15 protein-coding genes are annotated in these 15,694 nt (G+C 70.4%); 13 read left to right on the top strand and 2 right to left on the bottom strand.

Annotation, left to right across the window (positions count from 1 at the left end; translation table 11 throughout):
* Positions 1-12: 12 nt before the first annotated feature.
* Genes ASC64_RS07165 through ASC64_RS07150 form a run of 4 tightly spaced genes read left to right on the top strand, consistent with a single transcriptional unit; the run spans position 13 to position 3,996 of the window.
* Entirely contained in the window at positions 13-1,089 is a 1,077-nt protein-coding gene (locus ASC64_RS07165) for an ABC transporter ATP-binding protein (RefSeq protein WP_082550269.1), read from the top strand.
* On the top strand, positions 1,086-2,300 hold the full coding sequence (locus tag ASC64_RS07160) for an ABC transporter substrate-binding protein (RefSeq protein WP_056906860.1): 1,215 nt from the start codon (positions 1,086-1,088) through the stop codon (positions 2,298-2,300). The genes ASC64_RS07165 and ASC64_RS07160 overlap by 4 nt, the downstream gene beginning before the upstream one ends.
* 42 nt (positions 2,301-2,342) lie before the next feature.
* Positions 2,343-3,170 carry an ABC transporter permease gene (locus ASC64_RS07155; RefSeq protein ID WP_235563575.1) on the top strand — a complete coding sequence of 276 codons (828 nt, stop codon included), beginning with the start codon at positions 2,343-2,345 and terminating at the stop codon, positions 3,168-3,170.
* Between the two features lie 16 nt (positions 3,171-3,186).
* Positions 3,187-3,996, top strand: coding sequence for an ABC transporter permease (locus ASC64_RS07150; protein ID WP_056906858.1), 810 nt, complete (start codon positions 3,187-3,189; stop codon positions 3,994-3,996).
* On the opposite strand, the gene ASC64_RS07145 is transcribed toward ASC64_RS07150, so the two are convergent.
* Complete coding sequence (locus ASC64_RS07145; RefSeq protein ID WP_056906857.1) at positions 3,951-4,709, bottom strand: CDP-alcohol phosphatidyltransferase family protein; 759 nt, start codon at positions 4,707-4,709, stop codon at positions 3,951-3,953. The two genes, ASC64_RS07150 and ASC64_RS07145, sit on opposite strands and share 46 nt — an antisense overlap.
* Positions 4,710-4,878: 169 nt before the next feature.
* Between ASC64_RS07145 and ASC64_RS07140 the strand changes: the two genes are divergently transcribed.
* A complete protein-coding gene (locus ASC64_RS07140) occupies positions 4,879-5,391 on the top strand; it encodes a hypothetical protein (RefSeq protein WP_056906856.1) in 513 nt (170 codons plus the stop codon).
* Between the two features lie 9 nt (positions 5,392-5,400).
* On the opposite strand, the gene ASC64_RS07135 is transcribed toward ASC64_RS07140, so the two are convergent.
* Entirely contained in the window at positions 5,401-6,048 is a 648-nt protein-coding gene (locus ASC64_RS07135; RefSeq protein WP_200937506.1) for a helix-turn-helix transcriptional regulator, read from the bottom strand.
* A 64-nt stretch (positions 6,049-6,112) separates the two neighbouring features.
* Between ASC64_RS07135 and ASC64_RS07130 the strand changes: the two genes are divergently transcribed.
* From ASC64_RS07130 to ASC64_RS07095, 8 genes are read left to right on the top strand one after another with little or no spacing between them, the layout of a single operon-like run.
* On the top strand, positions 6,113-7,381 hold the full coding sequence (locus ASC64_RS07130) for an MFS transporter (protein WP_200937504.1): 1,269 nt from the start codon (positions 6,113-6,115) through the stop codon (positions 7,379-7,381).
* A gap of 60 nt (positions 7,382-7,441) precedes the next feature.
* Positions 7,442-11,143 (top strand): nitrate reductase subunit alpha, encoded by a 3,702-nt coding sequence (locus ASC64_RS07125; RefSeq protein ID WP_200937502.1) that lies wholly within the window; start codon positions 7,442-7,444, stop codon positions 11,141-11,143.
* Between the two features lies 1 nt (position 11,144).
* Complete coding sequence (narH, locus tag ASC64_RS07120; protein ID WP_056906853.1) at positions 11,145-12,809, top strand: nitrate reductase subunit beta; 1,665 nt, start codon at positions 11,145-11,147, stop codon at positions 12,807-12,809.
* A complete protein-coding gene (gene narJ, locus ASC64_RS07115) occupies positions 12,806-13,507 on the top strand; it encodes a nitrate reductase molybdenum cofactor assembly chaperone (RefSeq protein WP_056906852.1) in 702 nt (233 codons plus the stop codon). The genes narH and narJ overlap by 4 nt, the downstream gene beginning before the upstream one ends.
* Positions 13,504-14,232 carry a respiratory nitrate reductase subunit gamma gene (gene narI, locus ASC64_RS07110; RefSeq protein ID WP_056906851.1) on the top strand — a complete coding sequence of 243 codons (729 nt, stop codon included), beginning with the start codon at positions 13,504-13,506 and terminating at the stop codon, positions 14,230-14,232. Before narJ ends, narI begins: the two co-directional genes overlap by 4 nt.
* 4 nt (positions 14,233-14,236) lie before the next feature.
* On the top strand, positions 14,237-14,707 hold the full coding sequence (locus ASC64_RS07105; protein ID WP_056906881.1) for a hemerythrin domain-containing protein: 471 nt from the start codon (positions 14,237-14,239) through the stop codon (positions 14,705-14,707).
* A 15-nt stretch (positions 14,708-14,722) separates the two neighbouring features.
* On the top strand, positions 14,723-15,055 hold the full coding sequence (locus ASC64_RS07100) for a cupin domain-containing protein (RefSeq protein ID WP_056906850.1): 333 nt from the start codon (positions 14,723-14,725) through the stop codon (positions 15,053-15,055).
* A gap of 37 nt (positions 15,056-15,092) precedes the next feature.
* Positions 15,093-15,638, top strand: a complete 546-nt coding sequence (locus tag ASC64_RS07095; RefSeq protein ID WP_056906849.1) for a nucleotidyltransferase family protein — start codon at positions 15,093-15,095, stop codon at positions 15,636-15,638.
* The last annotated feature ends 56 nt before the right edge of the window (positions 15,639-15,694 follow it).

Genomic DNA, 15,694 nt, shown 5'->3' with positions numbered 1-15,694 from the left:
GGAGCACGCAGCATGAGCACGCCCGCCGTCGAGCTGGTCGACGTCACGAAGTCCTTCGGTCCCGTGACGGCGGTCGACCACGTCGACCTGCGGATCGAGAACGGCGAGTTCTTCTCGATGCTCGGGCCGAGCGGGTCGGGCAAGACCACTGTGCTGCGGATGATCGCCGGCTTCGAGCAGGTCACGTCGGGGCGCGTGATGCTCGCCGGCTCCGACGTCACCGACCGCGCGCCGTTCGCGCGCGACGTCAACACGGTCTTCCAGGACTACGCGCTGTTCCCGCACATGGACGTCCTCGCCAACGTCGAGTACGGCCTGCGGGTGAAGAAGGTGCCCAAGGCGCAGCGGCGCGAGCGCGCGATGGCGGCGCTGGAGTCGGTCCAGCTCGGACCGTACGCCGCCCGGCGGCCCACGCAGCTCTCCGGCGGCCAGCGGCAGCGGGTCGCCCTGGCGCGCGCCCTCGTCAACCGGCCCACGGTGCTGCTGCTCGACGAGCCGCTCGGCGCCCTCGACCTCAAGCTCCGCCGTGAGATGCAGCTCGAGCTCAAGCAGCTCCAGCGCGAGGTCGGGATCACGTTCGTCTTCGTGACGCATGACCAGGAGGAGGCGCTGACGATGAGCGACCGCATCGCCGTCTTCCGCGACGGCCGCGTCGAGCAGGTGGCCACTCCCGCCGAGCTCTACGAGAACCCGGCCACGGCGTTCGTGGCCGGTTTCGTCGGCACCTCGAACCTGCTCACGGGGCAGGCCGCCCGCACGGTCATCGGCCGGGAGGGGACCTTCAGCATCCGACCCGAGAAGGTGCACCTCGACTCCGAGGTCGAGGCCGGCTTCACGTCCGTCCGCGGCACGGTGACCGACGTGGTCTACCTCGGGTCGGTCAACCACTACGTCGTCGAGCTCGACGCCGGTCCGACCCTCACGGTCCTGCGCCAGAACCTCCACGGCGGGACCGACCAGGCGCTGGGCCGCCGGGGGCAGGACGTCACCGTCGGCTGGGCCGACGAGCACGTCATCGACCTCTCCGGCCGCGCGCCGGAGCACCAGCACCCCGAGCACGACCAGCACGACCAGGAGGAGAAGTCATGAAGCGGACCACGATGTTCACCGCCGCCGCGGCGGTGCTCGCGCTGGCACTGACGGGGTGCGGCACCTCGTCGGGCGACGACGACGGCGGTGGCGGCTCCGGCTCGGAGGCGCAGGGCGGCTTCACCGCGCCCGACGTCCCCATGGCCGGGGAGCTCGGTGAGCCCGAGGGCAGCCTCAGCGTGCTGGCCTGGCCGGGTTACGCCGAGGACGGCTCCACCGACAAGGCCGTCGACTGGGTCACGCCCTTCGAGGAGGAGACCGGCTGCCAGGTCGATGTGAAGTACTTCAACACCTCCGACGAGGCGGTGAACCTGATGAAGTCGGGCCAGTACGACGTCGTCTCGGCCTCAGGTGACGCGTCGCTGCGCCTCATCGCCGGCGGCGACGTCGCACCGGTCAACACCGACCTGATCGACAACTACGCCGACGTGTGGTCCTTCCTCAAGGACCGCGACTGGAACTCCGTCGACGGCCAGATGTACGGCGTCCCGCACGGCTACGGCGCCAACCTGCTGATGTACAACACCGAGGAGGTCAGCCCGGCCCCCACGAGCTGGAGCGCGGTCTTCGACGACGCCTCTGCCCACGCCGGGAAGGTGACGGCGTACGACTCGCCGATCTACATCGCCGATGCGGCGCTCTACCTCTCCAAGACCCAGCCCGACCTCGGCATCGAGGACCCCTACGCCCTCGACGAGGACCAGCTCGCCGCGGCGGTGGACCTGCTCAAGAAGCAGCGCGAGAACGTGGGGGAGTACTGGTCGGACTACCTCAAGGAGACCCAGGCGTTCAAGACCGGCGACTCGGTCGTCGGCACGACGTGGCAGGTGATCGTCAACCTCGCCCAGAGCGAGAAGACCCCGGTCGAGGCGATCCTGCCCGAGGAGGGCGCGACCGGCTGGTCGGACACCTGGATGGTGTCGTCGAAGACCGAGCACGAGAGCTGCGCCTATGCCTGGCTCGACCACATCATCAGCCCGGAGGCCAACGCGGCCGTCGCGGAGTGGTTCGGCGAGGCGCCCGCCAACGAGAAGGCGTGCGACCTCACCAGCAAGGGGTTCTGCGACTCCTACCACGCCGGTGACGAGGCCTACGCCGAGCAGATCCACTACTGGACGACGCCGATCGAGCAGTGCCTCGACGGCCGGACCGACGTGCAGTGCACGACCTACCAGGACTGGACCCGGGCCTGGACCGAGATCAAGGGCTGACGCGTGGTCGGACGGCGTCCGCCGGGAGGCGGTGGAGCGGGTGTGCTCCACCGCCACCCCCGCCTGCGCCTGGGGCTCCTGCTGGGGCCCCCGATGCTGTGGCTGGGCGTGCTCTACCTGGGATCGCTGGCGGCGCTGTTCATCACCTCGCTGTGGACCGTCGACGCGTTCGGCGGCAACATCCAGCGGATCTGGAACCTGGACAACTACCGGGACCTGTTCACCCTCGACGTCTACCGCACGATCACCGGCCGCACGCTGGTGACCGCCGCCGCGGTGACCGTGATCGACGCCCTGCTGGCCTTCCCGATCGCGCTCTACATGGCCAAGGTCGCCTCGCCGCGGCGCCAGCGCCTGCTGGTGATCGCCGTGCTGACGCCGCTGTGGGCGTCGTACCTCGTCAAGGCCTATGCGTGGCGGGCGATGTTCGCCAACGGCGGTCCGCTCGACGCGCTCGGCGTCTCGCCGGGCTACGGGCTCACCGCGACCGTCCTGACGCTGTCCTACCTGTGGCTGCCCTACATGATCCTGCCGATGTACGCCGGACTGGAGCGGCTGCCGACCTCGCTGATCGAGGCCTCCGCGGACCTCGGCGCGTCGACGGCCACGACGATGCGACGCGTCGTGCTGCCCGTGCTGTTCCCCGCCGCGGTCGCCGGGTCGATCTTCACGTTCTCCCTCACGCTCGGCGACTACATCGCGGTCAAGATCGTCGGCGGGGCCAACCAGATGCTCGGCAACGTCGTCTACGACTCGTTCCTCACCGGCAACAACCTGCCGTTCGCCGCGGCCGTCGCGACCATCCCGGTCGCGGTGATGCTGGTCTACCTGACCGCCGTGCGCCGCACGGGCGCACTGGACTCGCTGTGAGGGAGGGGGAGCGCGGATGAGCTTCTCGAGGGCGACCCGGGCGGTGCTGCTGGTCTGCACCGGGCTGGTGCTGCTGTTCGTCTACGCGCCGCTCGCGCTCGTGGTGCTGAACTCGTTCAACACCTCGCGCACCTTCGAGTGGCCCCCGCCGGGCTACACCACGAAGTGGTGGTCGTCGGCGCTGGAGAACCCCGGCGCCCGCGACGCGATCGTCGTCTCGGTGGAGGTCGCGCTCGTGGCGACGGCCGTCGCGCTGGTGCTCGGCACGATGGCCGCCCTGGCGTTGCAGCGCTTCCGGTTCTTCGGCCGCGACACCGTGTCGCTGCTGATCATCCTGCCGATCGCGCTGCCCGGCGTGGTGACCGGCATCGCCCTCGCCAACGCGTTCCTCACCATGTTCGGCATCGAGCTCGGCTTCTTCTCCCTCGTCGTCTCGCACGCCACCTTCTGCATCGTCACGGTCTTCAACAACGCGATCGCCCGCCTGCGCCGCCTCGGCGGCAACCTGGAGGAGGCGTCGATGGACCTCGGTGCCGGCACCTTCCGCACGTTCTGGTCGGTGACGCTTCCGATGATGCGCTCGGCCCTGCTCGCGGGCGCGCTGCTGTCGTTCGCGCTGTCCTTCGACGAGATCATCGTGACGACGTTCACCGCCGGGACGGGCATCCAGACCCTGCCGATCTGGATCTACCAGAACCTCTTCCGGCCCAACCAGGCCCCCGTCGTCAACGTGGTCGCGGCCGCGCTGATCGTGCTGTCCGTGATCCCGATCTGGCTCTCTCAGAAGCTGGCGGGCGCCGACGAGTCGGTCGCCGCTGCGCGCTGACCCCCGCGGGCGCGGCGAGCCGTCAGGTAGAGGCTGAGCACGACGTAGTAGACGACGTAGGCCACCGAGATGCTCAGCCAGAGCGTGCTCGGGTCGGGCAGCTGCGTGAGGAGGACGGCATAGCTGATGAGCCACAGGCAGGTCAGCACGAGCGTGGGTGCCAGCAGCGTGGTCGTGCGGGAGGGATAGACGTAGCCGATCGGCACGAAGACGAGCACCGCGCACACCAGGAGGGTGACCGCGACCGCGGCCGGGCGGAGGTCGAGGACGACGACGTAGAACGCTGCGATGTTCCAGTAGCTCGGGAAGCCGAGGAAGAGGTGGTCCTCGGTCTTCGCGTCGACCCGGCAGAACTGGTAGGCCGAGGCGAGCAGCGGGACGACGGCGAGCACCGTGGCCGAGGTGCCCTCGCCGAGGTAGCCGGCGCTCCACAGCAGCATCATCGGCATGAAGGCGTAGGTGATGTAGTCGACGATGTTGTCCAGCAGGGCGCCGTCGAACCACGGGACGTGCAGCTTCACCTTGACCCAGCGCGCCAGCATGCCGTCCGTCCCGTCGACGACCATGGCAGCGAGGAAGAGCCACAGGCCCCGGACCGTGTCGCCCTCCATCACCGCGACGACGGTGAGGAACGCCAGCACGACCCCCGACGCTGTGTAGGCGTGCACCAGCCACGAGGCCACGATCGGGAGGGACAGCCCGGGAGGTCGCATCCGCGGATCATGTCAGGCGAACACGGTCGAGCGGGGCGCCGGTCCGGAACGTCTCGCACGAGATCGACGCCGCGGCGACCCGGGTCTGCGGGAACGGGGCCGGGACCGGCCGCGTCCAAGGGGTGTGGCACGGTGGCGAACGCCGGCCCGGTCCCACCCAGGAGGAATCGTGAACACCCGTCGAACCCGCAGCGTCCTCGCTGTCCCCGTCCTCGTCCTCGCGCTCGCCGGCCTGTCCGCCTGCGGCTCGGACGACTCCGACCAGGTCGCCGCCGACACCTCCGAGTCCACCGCCGCGACGACCTCCGAGTCCACCTCAGAGGCCACCTCCGATGCCGAGCCCGTCGAGCTCGTCGCCGACGCGTCCACGGCCGGCAAGTGCGCCGTCCCGTCCGCGGAGACCCTGGGCACCTTCGACACCGCCTTCGCCGGCACCGTCACCTCGCTCGAGGACGGCACCGCGACGCTCGCCGTCGACCAGTGGTACGCCGGCGGGGACGCCGCCACGGTGACGGTCACCACGCCGGAGAAGGACCTCGCCGCGCTGCTGATGGCCGTCGAGTTCGAGAAGGGGAAGTCCTACCTCGTCAGCGCCACCGACGGCCGGGTGACCCTGTGCGGGTTCACCGGCGAGACCACCCCGGAGCTGCAGGCGCTCTACGACGAGGCGTTCGCCGGCTGAGCCCCGCCGTCAGCGGCCGAGCCGCAGGTGGCACTCGCCGGGCGCGCTGAAGGGCGTCAGGTCCGCCTCGTCGGGCGGCGCGCCGTTGCGCTCCAGCGCCGTGCGCACCATGCCGAGGTGGACGGTGCACACCACCTCGGGGAATCGGTGCGCAGCCTGCAGGAGCGGGCACTTGCGCAGCACCACCGTGCGCGCGTCCTCGTCGGCGTCGGGGGCGTAGCCCAGCTCGTCCATCAGCTCGACGGTCCATCGGCGACCCGCGTCCGGTGACGGCAGGGGCACCGCGCCCTTGCGGTCGACCAGGTCGGCACCCCAGTGCTGCCCGGCGGCCAGGGCCTCGGTGTGCGCGTCGGGGGAGCCGTCCTGCAGCCGCCAGGCGAGGGCAGCGGCGAGCTCGACGTACTCGTCGTCGCCGGGACGCGAGCCGCGCGCCTCGTAGAGCCACGCCGGGCGGCCCCGACCGTCCTGGGGCTGGCGGATCCGGGTCACGTGCCCGTGCGCGACGAGCCAGTTCACCTGCTCGCGCACGGTGTTGGGGTGGCGCGCCGTGGCCTGCGCCAGTGCGTCGATCCCCACGGGATCGGGCTGATCGAGGAGCGCGGCGAGCACGGCGGCGCGCCCCCTTGCGGCCCCGGTCGCCGTGCGCATATTTTTCACGGACACATCGTAATAACTTCGCGCTGTTCGCAGGACCTCAATCTCGGTGATCCAGGAGCACACGATGAGCGTCGCCACCCCACCCACCTCCCCGCGCACGGGCAATCCGTGGCTGATGCTGGCCCTGGCCACCGTCGGGTTCGCCGTGAACTTCTGGGCGTGGGCGCTCATCAGCCCGCTCGGTGCGCTCTACCTCAAGCAGGGAGCCGCCAGCCCGTTGGGCCAGCTCAGCCAGTCGGAGGTGGCCCTCATGGTCGCCGTCCCGGTGATCGTGGGCTCGCTCGGCCGGATCGTCGTCGGCGCGCTGACCGACCGGTTTGGCGGTCGCGTGATGTTCCCGATCGTGTCCGCGGTGACGATCGTGCCGGTGCTCTTCCTGGCCTTCTTCGCCCTCGACTCCTACTCCCTCATGCTCTTCGGCGGCTTCTTCCTCGGCATCGCGGGCACCGCGTTCGCCGTCGGTGTCCCCTTCGTCAACGCCTGGTTCCCGCCCGAGCGCCGTGGCATGGCGGTCGGCATCTTCGGCGCCGGCATGGGTGGCACGGCGATCAGCGCCCTCACCACCGTGCCGCTCTCGCAGGACCAGGGCCGCACGGTGCCCTTCCTGATCACCGCCTCGGTCCTCGCGGTGTACGCCGTGGTGGCGTGGCTGGTGATGCGTGACGCGCCGGGGCGGGTGGTCCCCACGACGAGCCTCGCCTCGCGGCTGGCGGCCAACGCCCGCCTGCCGATCACCTGGCAGGCGTGCGTCCTCTACGCCGTGGCCTTCGGCGGCTACGTCGCCTTCTCCGTCTTCCTGCCGACCTACCTCAAGACCGCCCACGGCCTCGAGCCGGCCGACGCCGCCAACCGGATGGCCGGCTTCGTCGTGGTAGCGGTCGTGATGCGTCCGGTCGGCGGATGGCTCTCCGACCGCATCGGCTCGATCCACGTGCTGGCCACCGCGTTCGGGCTCGTCGCCGTCTGCGCCGCGATCGCCGCGCCGAACCCTCCCGTGACGTCCGCCAGCGGCAGCAACCTGACGCTCGGCACGATGGCCTTCCTGGTGATGGCGGCAGCGCTCGGCGCCGGCTCCGGCGCGGTCTTCGCCCTCATCGCGCACAGCACCGAGCCCGCCCGGGTGGGCGGAGTGACCGGGCTGGTCGGCGCCGCCGGCGGCCTCGGCGGCTTCGTGCCGCCGCTGCTCATGGGCTGGCTCTACGGCCAGACCGAGTCCTACGCCGTCGGCCTCTGGCTGCTGGCCGTGACCTCCGCGCTGACGCTGGCCCTCACCGTGCTCGTCGTACGGCGCACGGCGTCGGCGTCCGCGCCGGCCACGCCGGTCTCGGCCTGACCTGCTCGACACCTGCTCGACACCTGCTCGACCGACCTGATCCCTCAAGAGAGGCACCTCGTGACCGACCTGGAGAACCAGCTGCAGAGTGCTCTTATCGGCGGGAGGCGTTTCTTCACCAAGGCGGAGGTGAGCGACGACCTGCGCACCCTGCACAAGAAGGGCGGCCGCGAGGGCGACGTCTTCTACCGGGAGCGGTGGAGCCACGACAAGGTGGTGCGTTCCACGCACGGCGTCAACTGCACCGGCTCGTGCTCGTGGAAGGTCTACGTCAAGGACGGGATCATCACCTGGGAGGCCCAGCAGACCGACTACCCGAGCACGGGGCCGGACCGCCCGGAGTACGAGCCGCGCGGGTGTCCGCGTGGCGCCGCGTTCAGCTGGTACACCTACAGCCCGACGCGGGTGCGCTACCCCTACGTCCGCGGCGTCCTGCTCGAGATGTTCCGGGCGGCCAAGCAGCAGTACGGCGACCCGGTCGTGGCCTGGGGCTCGATCGTCCAGGACGAGGAGAAGGCGCGGGTCTACAAGAAGGCTCGCGGCAAGGGTGGGCTGGTGCGCGCGACGTGGGACGAGGTCGTCGAGATCATCGCCGCGGCGCACGTCTACACCGTCAAGCGGTGGGGTCCCGACCGCATCGCCGGCTTCTCGCCGATCCCGGCGATGTCCCAGGTGTCCTACGTCTCGGGCGCGCGCTTCCTCGAGCTCATCGGCGCTCCCATGCTGTCCTTCTACGACTGGTACGCCGACCTGCCGAACGCGTCGCCCCAGATGTTCGGGGACCAGACCGACGTCCCCGAGTCGGGTGACTGGTGGGATGCGGGCTATCTCTTCATGTGGGGCTCCAACGTCCCGGTCACCCGCACGCCGGACGCGCACTGGATGACCGAGGCGCGCTACCGCGGCCAGAAGGTCGTCGCCGTCGCACCGGACTACGCCGAGAACGTGAAGTTCGCCGACGAGTGGGTGAGCCCCGCACCCGGCACCGACGGTGCCCTGGCGATGGCGATGGGGCACGTGGTCCTCAAGGAGTACTTCGTCGACTCCACGACGCCCTTCTTCGAGACCTACAACAAGCAGTACACCGACCTGCCGCACCTCGTCTGCCTCGAGCCCGACGGCTCCGGGGCCTATCGCCCCGGCAAGTTCCTCGTCGAGGGCGACCTCGGTGGCGACAGCGAGAACGCCATGTGGAAGCCGGCCGTCATCGACGCCACCACCGGCGAGGTGCGCATCCCGCAGGGCTCCATCGGCGACCGCTTCGGCGACGAGGGCGTGGGCAAGTGGAACCTCGAGCTCGGCGACATCGACCCCGCGCTCAGCATGTACCGCGACCACCAGGGCGGGACCCGCGAGTCCGTCGAGGTGGAGCTGCCGCGCTTCGACGCGGCCGACGGCAAGGTCGTCCACGAGCGACGCGGCGTGCCGATCGCCCGTGTGGGCGATCGCGTCGTCACCACCGTCCTCGACCTGATGCTCGCCCAGTACGGCGTCGCCCGTGACGGCCTGCCCGGCGTCTGGCCGCGCACCAGCGAGTCCGACCCGCACGGCTACGACGACCCCTCGGTGCCGGCCACCCCCGCCTGGCAGGAGCAGCACACCGGTGTGCCCGCCGCGCAGGTCACCCGGATCGCCCGGGAGTGGGCGCAGAACGCGATCGACACCAACGGTCGCGGCATGATCTTGATGGGTGCCGGCACCAACCACTGGTTCCACTCCGACCAGATCTATCGCGCGATGCTCGTCCTCACCACCATCACCGGGTGCCAGGGGCGCAACGGCGGCGGCTGGGCCCACTACGTGGGTCAGGAGAAGGTGCGTCCGCTGATGGGGTTCCAGCACATGGCCTTCGCCCTGGACTGGCAGCGCCCGCCGCGGCACATGAACCAGACCGCGTACTGGTACGTCAACACGTCCCAGTACCGCTACGACACCTTCGACGCCGACGACCTCGACGCCGGGACCGGGGTGTTCGCCGGCAAGACGGTGATGGACCTGCTGGCGCAGTCGGTGCGTCTGGGCTGGACCCCGAGCTACCCGACCTTCAACCGGAGCAGCCTCGCGCTGGTCGACCAGGCCGAGGAGGCCGGTCAGGCCCCGGCCGACTACGTGGTCGAGCAGCTGAAGTCGGGCGAGCTGAAGTTCGCGGTGGAGGACCCCGAGGCGGAGGAGAACCACCCGCGGGTCCTGAGCCTGTGGCGCTCGAACCTGCTCGGCTCCTCGGCCAAGGGCAATGAGTACTTCCTGCGGCACCTCCTGGGGACCACCAGCGCGGAGAGCGCCCAGGAGGCGCCGCCGGGCAAGCGACCGCGCGACGTCGTGTGGGCCGACAAGGCAGCCGAGGGCCGGCTCGACCTGCTGATGACGATCGACTTCCGGATGACCAGCTCGACGATCCTCTCCGACATCGTCCTGCCCGCCGCGACGTGGTACGAGAAGCACGACCTCAACACCACCGACATGCATCCCTTCATCCACTCGTTCAACCCGGCCATCGCGCCGCCGTGGCAGACGAAGACGGACTGGGAGGCGTGGAAGGCGATCGCGAAGCGCTTCTCCGAGCTCGCGGTGGACCACCTCGGCACCCGCAAGGACCTCGTCGCCAAGCCGTTGTGGCACGACACCCCCGAGGCGATGGCGACGGTCCACGGGGAGGTCAAGGACTGGAGGACCGGCGAGGTCGACCCGGTGCCCGGGAAGACGATGCCGGTGCTCGTGGTCGCCGAGCGCGACTTCACGGCGGTCCACGAGAAGATGACGTCGATCGGTCCGCTCATCGAGGACGTCGGCATGGTGACCAAGGGCGTGCCCTACGCGGCCGCTCGCGAGATCGACATCCTGCGCCACCGCAACGGTGTGGTCCAGGGCGGGGCCGGTGACGGGCAGCCGCGCCTGGAGACCGACATCCAGTGCGCGGAGGCCATCCTGCACCTGTCCGGCACCACCAACGGCCACCTGGCCACGCTCGGGTTCAAGAACCTGGAGAAGCGCACCGGGACCGAGCTCCACGACCTCTCGGCCGAGCACGAGGGCAAGCAGATCACCTTCGCCGACACCCAGGTCGCGCCCGTCCCGGTCATCACCTCGCCGGAGTGGTCGGGCTCGGAGTCGGGTGGGCGCCGCTACGCACCGTTCACCATCAACGTCGAGCGCAAGAAGCCGTTCCACACCCTCACGGGCCGCCAGCAGTTCTACGTCGACCACGACTGGTTCCTCGGGATGGGCGAGGCCCTGCCCGTCTACCGGCCGCCGTTGAACATGTCGGCGCTCTTCGGTGAGGCGCCCGTCGGTGAGGTCAACGAGCTGGGCGTGTCCGTGCGCTACCTGACGCCGCACAACAAGTGGTCGATCCACTCGGAGTACCAGGACAACCTGTTCATGCTGTCGTTGTCGCGCGGCGGCCAGTCGGTGTGGATCTCGGACCGTGACGCGGCCAAGGTGGGGATCAAGGACAACGACTGGATCGAGATGGTCAACCGCAACGGCGTCGTGGCCGCCCGGGCCATCGTCAGCCACCGGATGCCGGAGGGCACGGTCTACATGCACCACGCCCAGGACCGGTTGATCGACGTGCCCCTGACCGAGCGGGACGGCAAGCGCGGCGGCATCCACAACAGCCTCACCAGGACGCTGATGAAGCCGAGCCACATCGTCGGCGGCTACGCGCAGCTGGCCTACTTCTTCAACTACATCGGGCCCACGGGGAACAACCGCGACGAGGTCACGATGATCCGCAAGCGCACGGCAAAGGTGGAGTACTGAGATGCGCGTCATGGCTCAGATGGCGATGGTGATGAACCTCGACAAGTGCATCGGGTGCCACACCTGCTCGGTGACCTGCAAGCAGGCGTGGACCAACCGCACCGGGATGGAGTACGTCTGGTTCAACAACGTCGAGACGCGCCCCGGCCTCGGCTACCCCCGGACCTACGAGGACCAGGACGAGTGGCAGGGCGGCTGGGTCCGCAAGCCCAACGGGCGCCTGGCGCTCAAGGCCGGCGGGCGGCTGAAGAAGCTCCTCACCATCTTCTCCAACCCCAAGCTGCCCTCGATCGAGGACTACTACGAGCCCTGGACCTACGACTACGAGACGCTGCTGAACTCGCCGGCGTCGGAGAACTTCCCGGTGGCCCGCCCCAAGAGCCTGCTCACCGGCAAGGACATGCAGGTGCAGTGGTCGGCCAACTGGGACGACGACCTGGGTGGCTCACAGGAGCACGCTTCGCGCGACGTGATGTTCAAGGGCATCGAGGACAAGGTCAAGCTCGAGTTCGAGGAGACCTTCATGTTCTACCTGCCGCGCATCTGCGAGCACTGCCTCAACCCCTCCTGCGCGGCGTCGTGCCCCTCCGGCGCGATCTACAAGCGGGCCGAGGACGGCATCGTGCTCGTCGACCAGGACCGCTGCCGCGGGTGGCGCATGTGCGTCTCGGGCTGCCCCTACAAGAAGGTCTACTTCAACCACAAGACCGGCAAGGCCGAGAAGTGCACCTTCTGCTACCCACGCATCGAGGTCGGCATCCCGACCGTGTGCTCGGAGACGTGCGTGGGCCGGCTGCGCTACATCGGCCTCATGCTCTACGACGCAGACGCGGTCCTCGAGGCTGCGGCCGTCGAGGACGACCACGACCTCTACGAGGCGCAGCGCAGCGTGTTCCTCGACCCGCGCGACCCCGAGGTCGAGCAGGCCGCGCTCGCCGCGGGCATCCAGGCCGACTGGATCGAGGCGGCGAAGAAGTCGCCCGTGCTGCGACTGATCAACGACTACAAGGTCGCCCTGCCGCTGCACCCGGAGTACCGCACGATGCCGATGGTCTGGTACATCCCGCCGTTGTCGCCCGTGGTCGACGTCGTCAAGGAGACGGGCGAGGACGCGGAGGACCGCGGCAACCTGTTCGCGGCGATCGACACGCTGCGGATCCCGGTCGAGTACCTCGCCAACCTGTTCACGGCCGGCGATGTCGAGCCGGTCAACGGCGTGTTGAAGAAGCTCGCCGCGATGCGCTCCTACATGCGTGACATCAACCTCGGGCGCGAGCCCGACGCGAGCATCCCCGCCGCCGTCGGCATGACGGAGGAGGAGATGTACGAGATGTTCCGCCTGCTGGCGATCGCCAAGTACGCCGACCGCTACGTGATCCCGCCGGCCCACGCCGAGCAGGCGCACGCGCTGGAGGAGCTGGCGACCGAGTGCTCGGTCGACTTCGACGCGGCTGGTTCGTTCTACGACCAGGCACTGCTGGGCGAGGGCGCGGGCTACCCGACGCCGGTCGCGGTGGAGAACTTCCGGATGCTCCAGGACCGGCAGACCTCCGACACCGTGGCCGCGCCGGACGACAAGGCCAGTCGGGTCAACCTCCTCAACTGGGACGGCAAGGGCACTCCCGAAGGGATGTTCCCGCCCCGCGGCGACGGGGGTGGCGCGTGAGGTTCCGCCGCTCCAGGAGTGCCGAGCGCCACGACGCCACCCGCGTGTGGGCAGTGTGCTCGGTCCTGCTCGACTACCCGACCGAGGAGCTGGTGTCGTCCCTCGACGACCTCGAGGCGCTGGTGCCGGACCATCCCGATCTCGCCGGACTCATCGACCACGTGCGACGTACGCCGCTCGCGGAGCTCCAGCAGGACTACGTCGCGACGTTCGACCACACGCGCAAGTGCGCGCTCTACCTGACCTACTTCGCCTACGGCGACACCCGGCGTCGCGGCGCGGCCCTCGTGCAGTTCAAGGAGGCCTACCGACGCGCCGGCGTGGAGTGGGTCGAGGACCACGGCGAGCTGCCCGACCACCTCTGCGCCGTGCTGCAGCTCGGCGCGACGGTGGACGGCGACGTCGCGCGAGAGCTGCTGGAGGACCACCGTGCCGGAGTGGAGATGCTGCGCCTGGCCCTGTCCGGGTGGCGCAACGACGACGGCTCCACCGGCTCGCCGTGGGCTGCCGCGCTGCGCGCCGTCTGCGGCACCCTGCGCGACCTCGTCGGCGAGGAGGCCGAGGCCGTACGCCGTCTCGTCGAGCAGGGCCCGCCGGCCGAGGAGGTCGGGCTGTCCGGCTACGGCGCCGACCCGGCGCTGACGGGCGGACCCGCCCTCATCGCGACCGCCAACATCCCCGTAGGAGCACCGAGATGAACACCTTCCTCTGGGTCATCGTCCCCTACCTCTGCCTCGCGGTGTTCGTGGTCGGGCACGTGTGGCGCTACCGCTACGACAAGTTCGGCTGGACCACCCGCTCCTCCCAGCTCTACGAGAACCGGCTGCTGAGGCTCGGCTCGCCGATGTTCCACTTCGGCATGCTCGGCGTCGTCGGGGGCCACGTCATCGGCCTGCTCGTCCCCCGCTCGTGGACCGCGGCGGTCGGCGTCGACGACCACCTCTACCACTACGCCGCGGTCATCGGCGGGCTGGTGGCGGGGATCCTGGCCCTGGTCGGGATGTCGATCCTGGTCTACCGCCGGCGCACCGTCGGCCCGGTCTTCTCGGCGACCACACCGATGGACAAGGTCATGTACGCCTTCTTGGGCGCGGCCATCGTGCTGGGCATGTGGAACACCATCGCCGGCTCGATCTTCAGCCTGGGCGGTGAGTACAACTACCGCGAGGGCGTCTCGGTCTGGTACCGCTCGTTCCTCGCCTTCCAGCCCGACGCCGACCTGATGGCCGAGGCGCCGATCGGCTTCAAGCTGCACGCGCTCGTGGCCTTCGGCCTCTTCGCGCTGTGGCCGTTCACCCGCCTCGTGCACGTCTTCTCCGCCCCCGTCGGCTATCTCACCCGCCCCTACGTCGTCTACCGCTCGCGCGACGACCGCTCGCTCGGCAGTGCGACACCGCGCCGCGGCTGGGACCGGGTCGGCTGACCCCGTGTGCCACTACTGCGGGTGCCGGCAGATCCCGCTGATCCGCGACTACATCGCCGAGCACGAGCTCGCGCTGGCGCTCGGCGCCCGCGCCCTCGAGGAGGCCGGTCGCGGCGCGCTCGTGGACGCGCAGGCGACCGTCGCGGAGATGCGGGCGGAGCTGGTCAGGCACTGGCAGGGCGAGGAGGAGGGCGTGTTCGCGCTGATGCGCACCGACGAGCTCTACCGCGAGCACATCGACCCGCTGATCGCGGAGCACCGTGAGCTCGACGCCCTGCTCGCCCGCCTCGACATGACCAGCGCGGCGGACCGGACCCGCCTGCGTGAGGAGGTGGAGGAGCTCAAGGTGCACATCTCCAAGGAGGAGGACGGACTCTTCCCCGTCACCCTGGTCGAGTTCAACGGCCCCGAGTGGGACGCCGCCATCGCTGCCTGGGAACGGGCCCACCCGGGCCGCACCATCTCCGTCGACTGAGGCCAGGAGGCCACCATGCAGACCACGTCCCTGACCGCCCTCGCCGCCCAGCAGCTCGAGGTCGCGCGCACGTCGAGCGCCGGCCGGTCGGCCGTCACCGTCCACGGCGGGCACGAGCACGACCTGCGCCAGACCCTCATCGCCATGGCGGCCGGCACCCGGCTGGGCGAGCACGAGTCCCCAGGTGAGGCGACGCTCCAGGTGCTCGAGGGAGAGGTGACCTTGCACGCCGGTGGCGAGGCCTACGACCTGCACGAGGGGGAGCACGGCGTCATCCCGCCCATGCGCCACGACCTCGTCGCCGGCACCGACGCCGTCGTGCTGCTCACGGTGGCCACCCGCGCCTGACGTCCCGGCCCGCCGTCCGGGCCCCTACGGTGGGGTCATGACCGTCGGCCTGCTGCTCGCTGCCGGCGCCGGGGAGCGCTTCGGCGGCCCGAAGGCGCTGGCCCGCGACGCCGACGGCACGTCCTGGCTGCTGCGCTCCGTGCAGGCGCTGCGTCCCTGCGCCGAGGTCGTGGTCGTGCTCGGGGCCGAGGCGGAGCGCGCCGCCGCCCTGCTGCCCATGTCGGTCTCGCGCATCCGGGCCGACGACTGGGCCGAGGGGATGGGCGCGTCGCTGCGCGCCGGCCTGCAGGCGCTGGGGCCGACCGACCACGAGGCGGCCCTCGTGTCGCTGGTGGACCTGCCGGACGTGGACGCCGCGGTGGTGGCCCGCCTGCTCGGCGCGGTCACCGGCCCGGACGTCCTCGCCCGAGCGGCGTACGACGGCGTGCCGGGGCACCCCGTGCTGCTCGGCCGGGACCATTGGGCCGGGGTCGTCGCGAGCGCCACCGGCGACCGGGGCGCGCGCGACTACCTCGCCGCCCACGAGGTCGCGCTGGTCGAGTGCGGCGACCTCGCGTCGGGCGCCGACGTGGACGAGCGCTGAGCCCGGGGTCGGCCGACGTCGGGCCGACGTCCGGCCAACGTCCGGCCAACGTGGTG

The sequence above is a fragment of the Nocardioides sp. Root122 genome, from assembly GCF_001425025.1.
Classification (GTDB): Bacteria; Actinomycetota; Actinomycetes; order Propionibacteriales; family Nocardioidaceae; genus Nocardioides.
Note: the sequence above shows the minus strand (reverse complement) of the source record. Positions and strands in the feature narration are given on the sequence as shown.